Origin of the sequence: Acinetobacter tianfuensis (assembly GCF_003611465.1) — a bacterium.
Classification (GTDB): domain Bacteria; phylum Pseudomonadota; class Gammaproteobacteria; order Pseudomonadales; family Moraxellaceae; genus Acinetobacter; species Acinetobacter tianfuensis.
The window spans coordinates 99,408-109,910 of the sequence record NZ_RAXV01000005.1; the positions used below are offsets into that span (position 1 = coordinate 99,408).

Consider the following 10,503-nt stretch of genomic DNA (forward strand, 5'->3'; position numbering starts at 1 on the left):
GTTCAAGTATGGGTGCAAATTCTGCGCTAATTTTTGGCATTATCATTAACGTCGCAATTTTGCTCGTATTTTTCAGATTTTTAATGCAGCTGGCAGCGGTTAGTCCATACAACCCAGTTGTATTGTCGACTGCAAAAGCCACTAAAATTGTTGATATGTTCAGCCGTATTTTTCCCACAGTTGGAAAGGGCAGAGTAAATACGGCTGCATTGGTGCTGCTGATTATTCTCTACATTTTAAAAATGTTCGGTTTAATGCATTTGTCTGGCGCATCGCTCAGCAGTCCAGTACACCTGCTGATTATCACGTTTGTGACGATGATTCAGGACTTGATCCGTTTCTGCCGCTATTTAATTTTTGCGACCATTATTTTGAGCTGGGTAGTGATGTTTACGCAGTCACGTTCGCCTTATATCGAAGTGGTTCAAGAGCTGGCAGAGCCTTTGCTTGCGCCGTTCCGCCGTATTATGCCGAATATGGGCATGATTGATCTTTCTCCAATTATGGCTATTTTGGCGTTAATTATTGTCGAAATGATTATGAAAGAAGTGGCGATTGTGCTGTTGACTGGCTTATAAGTTCAGTACGCTCAAAGCCATAAAAAGGACTCGATTGAGTCCTTTTTTATGGCTGAATATTTGTCACAGTGTGTGTTTATTTTGGTAGAGAATCTCTCCTATAAGGAGAGGGAACACTCTTATTAGATGCAAGCTCTTAATGCGCTTCATCCCAGTTCAAGCCTTTACCGACTTCAACCACCAGCGGAACAGAGATTTTCAGTACAGACTGCATCACCTCGGCCAATTTCACGGCTAATTCATCAGCAATCGCTTCATCGACTTCAAAGACCAATTCATCGTGCACTTGCAGAAGCATTTTGGCTTGATCTTTTGGCAGCATTTTTTCTACTTCAATCATCGCCATTTTAATGATGTCGGCAGCTGAGCCTTGCAGCGGCGCATTAATAGCAGCGCGTTCTGCACCTTGCTTAACCATTTTATTGCTGGCCATGATATCTGGCGTGTACAGACGGCGGCCTAAAATGGTTTCAACAAAGCCTTGTTCGCGGGCAACTTGGCGGGTACGTTCCATATAGTCAAGAACACCAGGGTAGCGCTGGAAATATTTCGCGATATAGCTGCGGGACTCTTCACGGCTGAAGCCCAGCTGACGCGTTAAACCAAATTCAGACATGCCGTAAAGCAGGCCGAAGTTAACGGCTTTGGCTTGGCGGCGCTGATTGCTGGTCACGTCATCTAATGGAATGCCAAGCACTTCAGCAGCTGTACGGCGGTGTACGTCTTGACCATTATTGAAGGCATCTGCCAAAGCATGGTCTTGTGAAAAATGCGCCATTAAACGCAGTTCAATTTGCGAGTAATCGGCTGCCAGCAGCACACGGCCTTTAGGGGCAACAAAGGCTTTACGGATTTGACGGCCAATATCTTCACGTACAGGTATGTTTTGCAAGTTCGGATCGGTTGATGATAAGCGGCCAGTTGCAGTCAGCGCCTGATGGTAGCTGGTGTGTACACGGTGCGTATCATTGTTGGCTTGTTTCAGCAGGCCGTCAGTGTAAGTGCTTTTCAGCTTAGACAGGCCGCGGTATTCTAAAATCAAGTCGGTAATTGGATGCTCGATTTTTTCCAGTACGCTTTCGCTGGTGCTGTATTGTCCCGTCGAGGTTTTCTTACCGCCTTTTAAGCCTAATTTTTCAAATAGGATTTCACCGACTTGCTTCGGTGAGCTGACATTAAATGACTGTCCTGCAAGCTCGGTAATTTGATTTTCCAAATCTTGCATGGTGTTTGCAAATTCAACACTTAACTGATCAAGGAATTCTAAATTCAGCTCAATGCCGTTTTCTTCCATCATGGTCAGTACACGCGTCACGGGCATTTCTACATTGTGCAGAATATTGATGAGTTCAGGATGCTTTTGCAGTTTTGCATCTAATACTTCATATAGACGGTAAGTGACGTGCGCATCTTCAGCCGCATAGTGGGCGGCAGTTTCAAGTTCAATCTGATTGAAGGTTTTTTGCTTCGCGCCTTTACCCGCAACTTGTTCATAAGTGGTGGTTAAATGGCTGAGATATAAACGTGCAACATCGTCCATGCCGTGACGGGTGGCGACAGAGTTCAGTACATATGACGCCAGCATGGTGTCAAAGTACCAGCCTTTCAGTTCAATACCGTGATTTTCCAGCACATGCGCATCATATTTGAGGTGATGGCCAATCTTCTGTACGGAAGCATCTTCTAAAATCGGTTTAATCTGGGTTAGAACCGTGTCACGGTCAAGCTGCTGCGGTGCGCCTTCATAATCGTGTGCGACAGGTACGTAATAAGCATCTTTGCCATCAAAAGCAACCGAGAAGCCGACAATTTGCGCAACGCGGTAATCTAAACTTGTGGTTTCTGTATCAAATGCAAAACGTTTTTCTGTATTCAGGCGCTTCAATAAAGCATCCCAGTCTGCTTGGTTCAGTACCGTATGATAAGCCGCTTCACCTAAAACATCGTCTGTACTGGTAAGGGTGGCCTGATCTTCTGTTTCAATGCCGGCAGGCGCCGCTTCAGGCGCTTGAACCGCAGCTTTAGTACTTTGTTTGTATACAGCATTGTTCGGATTATTTGGATGATCCAGTGACTGCAGCTGATTACGGAATTCTAATTCTGTATATAAGCTGCGCAGCTGTTCGACATTTGGATCAGTCAGTTTCAGGTCTTCATATTCAAGGCCCATGTCGAGGTCGCAAACGATACTTGCCAGCTGGTGATCCAGCGCAATGCCTTCTACGCTGTCTTTGATGTTTTGACCGACTTTGCCTTTAATTTTATCGACATTTTCTAAAATGCCGCCAATTGAGCCATATTCAGTCAGCAGTTTAGCCGCGGTTTTTGCGCCGACACCCGGAACCCCCATAATGCCGTCGGAGGCATCGCCCATAAGGGTCAGGTAGTCAATGATTTGATTTGGCCATACGCCGAATTTTTCAAAGACGCCGTTAACATCCAATGGCTTTTCTTTAAAGCTGTCTTCCAGTGTTACTTTGTCTGTGACCAGCTGCGCCATGTCTTTGTCGCCGGTCGAGATTAGCACCTGATGACCGGCAGCTTCAGCGCGTTTTGCCAATGTGCCAATGATGTCATCGGCTTCAGCGCCCGGCAGCATGTGCAGCGGAATACCCAATGCGCGGATCAGTGCATGCAGATAAGGAATTTGTTCAGCCAGTTCAGCTGGCATGCTCGGACGGTCACCTTTATAAATGGGTGACAGTTCATGACGGAAAGTCGGCTCTGGCGTGTCAAAAATCACGGCCATATGCGTCGGCTGTATACGGCGCATCAATTTTTGAATAGCCGAAATCGCACCGCGGACTGCATTGGTGTGCAGACCTGTTGACGTGGTTAAAGGGGGTACTGCGTGAAACGCGCGAAATAAAAAATAAGACCCATCGACCAAGACAAATGGCGGCATCGAAACTTTCCTCATCCTAAAAACCTTTTCATTGTACGTGATTTTTTCAGTCCGCGCTGAAGCTTGATGTTTTCAGGAGCTTACCGAATATCTGATAAACATAAAGATTATGCAGTGTCAGCTGGGGTATGATCAGTTCAAAAGAAAAGAGCGAAGCAGGTATGCTGAAAGGGCAGAATGAAATTCGAATGATGTGGCTGCTGACGCTGATTATTGCAGGCACAGGCTTATGGTTTACAGATTTAAAAATTGTCAGTTATTTGTGCGGTGCAGTATTTGCCATCAGTGTGATGCATTATGTCGATGATTTGCAAAAACCGGCAGATTTACTCGCGCAGCAAGCAGGTGTCCAGCTGCAGCCGAGTTCTAAAGCGCCTTTATATATTTCGTCCATCATTGCATTAATCGGCAGTATTGGCGGGGTGGGTTTTTTAACTGCTTTAGGGCTGAGTGCATGGATCTTCTTTTTTCTGCGCGGACTGAAAAGGCTGGAGCGGCAGTTATTTTCTTTGCAATATCACCTGCAGCACTATGCTGCGCCAGAGTTGGCCCGTACAGATCAGTCTATAGCCGCTGTAACTGCTGCAGAGCCGGCTGCAGAAATTGGGTTAATCGATCAGCTGAAACTGTGGCTGTTTAAAGGTAATCCAGTGCTCAAAGCTGCAATTGCAGTTTTAGTTATTGGGATTGTGCTGCTGCTGCGTTTTGCTACTGAACATTGGCAGCTCAGTCTGGTATTTAAGCTGCTGCTGGTCGCTGCGGTCAGTATAGCGGTGACGGTACTGGGCTATTCACTGCAGCAGAAAAACCGCGGTTTTGCATTGGCGCTTGAAGGCTTGGGGCTGGCTAGCCTGTCGCTGACACTATTTTTTGCCTATTACAATCAGGTGCTGCCTAGCTTGGCTGCGGCAAGTCTGTGCTTTGGCTTAATTTTGGCGGTGGCCATTTGGCTGAGCTTAAAACAGCAAAGTATAGAACTGGCGTTAATGGCGATGTTCATCGCTTATATTGCGCCATTTACCTTGCCTGTACGCAATGCGACTGCTGTTGAATTCATGGCCTATTATTTGGCGGTGAATGCAGCTGTTACGGTGCTGAGCACACTGCGGCCATGGAAATTCTTAAATCAAATTGCATTTTTAATGACAGTGCTGGCGGGCGGCTCATACGCCGTTTACCGCGGCAGTGAAGAAGAGCGCGCTGCTTTAACGCTGCTGATCTATGCGCATGCAGCCATCTTTATTTGGCTGGGTTTTCGTTTCAGCCAGCTGCTAGCCAAAGACAATCTCAGCCATTTTCAGCTCAAGCCAATTTTAGATGTGGCGCTGATCTTTGGTGCGCCGATTGTCAGTTATATATTTTTATATTGGATGTATTTTGATGAATCGTTACGGCAAGCGGCTTTCAGCCTGAGTTTTGCTGGGCTATTTGCAGTGCTGTATGGACTGTCAAAACGCAATCAATCTATTGGCATAATTTCACAAAGCTACTTAAGCCTGATGCTGATTTTCATGGCTTTCATTCCGCCAATTTTGCTGCAAAAAGAATGGAGCGCGGCAGGCTGGGCAGTGGAAGGCGCTGTGATCTTTATCTATGCTTTATATAGGCGGTCAGCCATTAGCCGTTATGTCGGCATGGGGCTGCTGACCATGGCAGGCTGTTCTGCACTGTACTATTTCAGCATACTGAATGTATTTCCTAGCCCTGTATATTGGGTGCTGTGCATCAGCTATGGAGCAACAGTAGTGCTGGCAAACAGCTGTCCGCAGCTCCGTCAGCAGCTGAGCGCCGCTGCAGTTATTTTTTTCTGTCTGCAAATGCTGACAGTGACCATGGTGCTGTTTGTGCAGCTGCTGGATGTGATCGACGGTCAAAGCCAAGTGATGTATTGCTTACTTTGCATTGCTGCGCTGTATGTGTTGAGCAATGAGTGGCTGATCTTTCGGAAAGCTGAATGGTCATGGCTGCTGCCAAAATGGATTGGCTTGCTGCCGCTGTACGGCACAGCGCTGTATATGCTGCTGGATTTCAGCCGTGACGGCATAGTTCAGTGGATACATTTGTCGGACCGAATCGGGATGGGTATTTTAGGTCTGATGCTGTTTGTGCTGTGGTTAAGGCCGGTGCTGGGTGTCAAAGAGGAAAAAGAATGGGTCAGCTTGGGTGCTATGTCCAGCTTAGCCATTGCCAGTGCGACGCTCATTGCGTCAATGCCGTATATCAGCACAGTAATCTTACCGCTGCTGTTTGCATACTGGTGCTATAAACAGCCAGAGCAGAGCGGCTGGAAAATGCTGTGGCAGGCCAGAAGTACTTTAGTGCTGATGCTGCTATGGATCATCTGTTCGCAAATTTTCAGCCAGCAGGCATTTATAGGCTATGTGCTGCCTGTGCTGAATCCATTTGATGCCGTCAGTATCGCCATGCTGGCTGGATTGATCTGGATGCTGAATGTACAGATGAAGGCTGGGCTTGAGCGCAGTATGGGCGCGATTTTGATGGTGCTGGGGCTGTTGTGGCTCAGCAGCTACATTGTACTGCGGGCGCTGCATGTTTATTTCGGAACGCCTTATAACGAATGGCAAATTTGGGACAATGCTGCAGTACAGCTCAGCTTTACGCTGCTTTGGGTGAGCTTGGCTTTTGTTTGCATGCTCTTGGCGGCCAAACGTCATTTGCGTTCACTCTGGATTTTTGGCGGCAGTATTTTAGTTTTAGTGACCTTGAAATTGATACTGTTTGATTTATCGCATATCGGGACCCTCACGCGAGTGATTTCGTTTTTGGGTGCAGGTTTTGTCATGCTGGTTATCGCTTATATTGCGCCTATGCCAGAAGGTGAAGATGGCATCTTAGACAAGTAAAAAAAAGCCCGCTGTATAAAGCGGGCTTTTTATGCGCAAGTTATTCACTCGTTTTATTTTAAATTTGGTTCACGTTTCAGCGCTTGCGCGTTGGCATACTGATCTAGCTCTTCATTTTGCAATGGCGATTGAGCAGGGCGGTCTACAAAGCCCATCTTCGGTACAGGAATTTCAATTTGATTATCGACAAAACCGTTACGAATACGTTCTTGCATTTCATCGCGTACTTTTAAGAAGTTTTCCTGCTGGCACCAAACTGCAAACAGCAGCTCAATGGATGATTCACGGAAAGCCGTTACCGTGACTGCAGGTTTAGGATCAGCTAAGACCAATGGATATTTTTGCGCAACATCCAGCAGCACTTCACGGACTTTGATAATGTCCTCATGAAAATTAATCGCCAGCGTAATAGGAATACGCCGTATCGGAAATTTTGACAGGTTATGCACGGGCGCCCGGATCAGCTGTTCATTGGGCAGCCGCACATAGACATTATCTTGAGTCAGCAGCTTAACAGAAAGCAGGTCAATCGAGATCACTTCGCCTTCAATAGTATGGCCGCGGATCAGGGTGATTTGAATGGTATCGCCGATTTCAAATGAACCTTCGCCAATAAGGAAGATACCGCTGATCAGGTTGGATGCCGATGTCTGAGATGCAAAGCCCAGCGCTACGGTTAAAATACCTGCCGCGCCTAAAAAGACGCTGAGTTTAAACCCTGCTTCTTTCAAGCTTGCCATGACAAAAATCATGAAAATAAAATAAAAAATACCCCGCCGCCAAACCAAGCGTTGATGCTCGTTAAAGCGTGAGCCGATGGTGCGGATAAAGGCATTTGATATAAAGCGCGCAATTAAAAAGCCGATGATTGCTAAAATGATTGCAACAGCGATTTCAGTCAGCCTATCGGTATTAATGTTTTTAAAAATACCTGTCAGGCTGTTGGTCACTTCTGCGGAAATACTGTTGTTCGGCATTATTTCCCCTTAGAACAGTGATTCAAACATATTAAATAATGCACCTGCAGGTACACGCGGCGGATGCACATAGATGACTTCACCCGCTTGCGGCGGTGTCCGGTTTTCAATACGGATGCGCGGCGGGCGGTCAATACCTTCATGCAGCACTTTAATTTGTGAAGTCCAGAGCCTGCCTGTGCTTTCACTATAAAATAACGGCAAAGCGGGCACGGGCACATTCATACGGTCAAAGCGCAGCTGTTCATGGCTGGTGTTATGAAACTCAATAGGAGTGACAGCACGAAAAGCGCGGATTTTGAGCTGATGCAAATCTGTTCTGCCGTCTACTGCTGTGGCATAACAAATTTCGCCAGTACGGTGGTTTGGGCCAAACCAAGTATCTTTAGGCAGAATCACCGGTATATCAAACAGCGGCTCTTTTTGACCGCTGACAAAGCCTGCGACCCATAGAGGCGTACTGATATACAGTGTACCGCGCTGTCCTGCCGGAATATAAATCGGGTCAACGGGGCGGATCACCACTGAGCGGTCTGCTAAACGCGGCATAATTTGAATGTCTTCATGTGTGTTTTTAAACATATAGCGTTCAATATGCACAGGCGATGGAAATGAAAACTCAGGATCATCAATGGCATGCCACTGCTGTTCATAGTCATATTGCACCGCAGGACGGTGGTATTCCATACGCCATTCTTGCAGGCCTCGGCTTAAGCGGAACAGCAGTGAGCCGAACTGCCACGACTTTGGGCGGTTCAAATCAAAGTGCTGTTCACCCCACCATTTCATTTTGGGTGTTTCTGTTTCCAGTACATCACTTACTAAAGACAATGGTTTGATTTCCTATATCGATAAAAGCTGAAAAAACAGACTTCACGCTGTCATATGCTTAGAGTACACTCAAAATAATTTTATTCATCATAAAAAACATTGATGCAAGTACTTAAACAATTACAAATACCATATAGTTTTGCTAAGCGTCATGGCGTTTTACTTCGTTATGAGGGTGAACAGGCATTTATTGTACGCCGTGAAAGCACGCCGCTGCTGGCATTGCAGGAGGCAAGGCGTTATTTAGGCCATTCGGCCCAATACCAATTATGCACAGAGCAAGAATTTAATCAGCTGCTCAGTTCAAGTTTTGCTGGCGATACTGGCGAATCACAGCAAGTGGCGGCAGGTTTGGAAGATCATCCTGATTTACTCAGCCTTGCCGATTCAGTCCCTGAAGCTGAAGACTTGATGGATCAAGAAGATGATGCCCCTATTGTGCGTCTGATTAATGCCTTATTGTCCGAAGCCATCCGTGTCAGCGCATCGGATATTCATATTGAATCGTTTGAAAAGAAACTTTCTGTACGCCTGCGTGTGGATGGTCAGCTGCGTGAAATTGTGCAGCCGCGCCGTGAACTTGCACCGCTTTTGGTTTCGCGTATTAAAGTCATGGCAAAATTGGATATTGCAGAAAAACGTATTCCGCAAGATGGCCGTATTTCACTGCGCTTGGCCGGCCGTGAAGTGGATGTCCGTGTATCGACCTTGCCGTCATCTTATGGTGAGCGCGTGGTAATGCGTCTGTTAGATAAACAGGCTGGGCGTTTGAATATGAGCCACTTGGGCTTAATGCAAAATGACTATGCGCGTTTAACGCAGCTGGTACACCGTCCGCACGGCATTATTTTGGTGACGGGTCCAACGGGTTCAGGTAAAACTACGACCTTATATGCGGCGCTTTCTGATTTAAATGACGGCTCTAAAAATATTTTGACTGCCGAAGACCCAATTGAATATCAATTGGAAGGCATTGGGCAAACGCAAGTCAATACCAAAGTAGATATGACATTTGCCCGCGCATTAAAAGCGATGCTGCGCCAAGACCCTGATGTAGTGATGGTGGGGGAGATCCGTGATTTGGAAACGGCTGAAATTGCCGTTCAAGCTTCGCTTACAGGTCATTTGGTGCTGTCGACACTGCATACCAATACTGCCATTGGCGCCGTAACCCGTCTCAAAGATATGGGGATTGAGCCTTTCCTTTTAGCCAGTTCGCTCATTGGGGTAATCGCGCAGCGTTTGGTACGGACGTTGTGCCCGCATTGTCATACGTGGCGTGAAGCGGATGCTTTTGAAAAAGAAGTATTTAAAACGGTGGGTCAGGAAGCTGATTTGAAATTGCCTGAGCCAAAGGGCTGTGATCACTGTTCACATATTGGTTTTTCTGGCCGTACCGCAATATATGAAATTGTGCCTGTAGATGAGCAAATGCGCCGTTTAATTCATGGCAATGCTGCAGAATATGAATTGGAAAATTATGCGCGCCGTGATGCGAGTTCAATCCGTGATGATGGTCTGCGTAAAGTTTTGGCGGGTAAAACCACGATGGAAGAGGTTTTACGTGTAACCAATGAAGCTGCGGAGTGATGCAAGAAACATTTTTTGTTTTTTCATTATTGATGGCTGAGCGTACTGTTGAATATGCCTAATTAAAAACGTGGAACATTGGTTAAGCATTAATCGTGGAACGTGATAAATCATTCAAAAAGCCCAATCGGTGATGATTGGGCTTTTTACATCGGTATAAATTTATGATTTATATGAAATAAAAAATAGAATTTCGTATAACGTGTATTATGTTAATTTTAGAAATTCTTAATTTTTAAATATTTTGGAGCATCCATTTTAATGAAGCAATTGGAGTTAATCCTTAAAACCTTTCATGAATATGAGTTTAAGGAAGGTTTAGATGATTTATTTTATTTGTGTGGTAACTTTCTTAAAGAAATAGATCCAAAGGTTAAGCTCGAATATGGACAAGATGTATCCTTCTTCAAAGTTCTAAAAATCCTGTTAGAAAGTGGTGATATTTCCTTATTTCATAATTTGAATGGTGAAGATCCATCTAGAGATGGAGAGTTACTGCTTGGAAGCCCACAAGAACAAATTGAACAGCTACAACAAGTTTGGATTGGTAGTTTTGCTATCCATCAAATGGATCAAAAAAATAACTATCTAGGGTGGTATTTCTTGATACATTGCCCTTACGCATTAGCTCATAAACTCTATGATGAAGATGGTAAATTCGTCCGTTGGTTATATACAGACTAGCTTTCTTAAGGCTTAAGTAGAGTAGTTACTAACTTGAATAGCCACCTATTTTGTAGACACTTATTATGTATGAA

General features: G+C 45.5%; 7 protein-coding genes. 4 read left to right on the top strand and 3 right to left on the bottom strand.

Translation table 11 applies throughout. The features are described from left to right. Positions 1 to 8 precede the first annotated feature (8 nt). Complete coding sequence (locus D7V32_RS04005; RefSeq protein ID WP_120401627.1) at positions 9 to 578, top strand: YggT family protein; 570 nt, start codon at positions 9 to 11, stop codon at positions 576 to 578. Positions 579 to 714: 136 nt separating this feature from the next. Here D7V32_RS04005 and polA read toward each other — a convergent pair whose 3' ends face one another. Next, complete coding sequence (polA, locus tag D7V32_RS04010) at positions 715 to 3,483, bottom strand: DNA polymerase I (protein ID WP_120401628.1); 2,769 nt, start codon at positions 3,481 to 3,483, stop codon at positions 715 to 717. Between the two features lie 161 nt (positions 3,484 to 3,644). Between polA and D7V32_RS04015 the strand changes: the two genes are divergently transcribed. Continuing rightward, positions 3,645 to 6,347 (top strand): DUF2339 domain-containing protein, encoded by a 2,703-nt coding sequence (locus D7V32_RS04015; RefSeq protein ID WP_120401636.1) that lies wholly within the window; start codon positions 3,645 to 3,647, stop codon positions 6,345 to 6,347. 53 nt (positions 6,348 to 6,400) lie between these two features. Here D7V32_RS04015 and D7V32_RS04020 read toward each other — a convergent pair whose 3' ends face one another. Together D7V32_RS04020 and D7V32_RS04025 are read right to left on the bottom strand one after the other, a co-directional pair. Then, on the bottom strand, positions 6,401 to 7,324 hold the full coding sequence (locus D7V32_RS04020; RefSeq protein ID WP_120401629.1) for a mechanosensitive ion channel family protein: 924 nt from the start codon (positions 7,322 to 7,324) through the stop codon (positions 6,401 to 6,403). Between the two features lie 9 nt (positions 7,325 to 7,333). Beyond that, positions 7,334 to 8,113 (bottom strand): hypothetical protein, encoded by a 780-nt coding sequence (locus D7V32_RS04025; RefSeq protein ID WP_171407571.1) that lies wholly within the window; start codon positions 8,111 to 8,113, stop codon positions 7,334 to 7,336. Between the two features lie 144 nt (positions 8,114 to 8,257). Between D7V32_RS04025 and gspE the strand changes: the two genes are divergently transcribed. Beyond that, on the top strand, positions 8,258 to 9,745 hold the full coding sequence (gspE, locus tag D7V32_RS04030; RefSeq protein ID WP_120401631.1) for a type II secretion system ATPase GspE: 1,488 nt from the start codon (positions 8,258 to 8,260) through the stop codon (positions 9,743 to 9,745). A 261-nt stretch (positions 9,746 to 10,006) separates the two neighbouring features. After that, positions 10,007 to 10,429 (top strand): hypothetical protein, encoded by a 423-nt coding sequence (locus D7V32_RS04035; RefSeq protein WP_117008105.1) that lies wholly within the window; start codon positions 10,007 to 10,009, stop codon positions 10,427 to 10,429. The last annotated feature ends 74 nt before the right edge of the window (positions 10,430 to 10,503 follow it).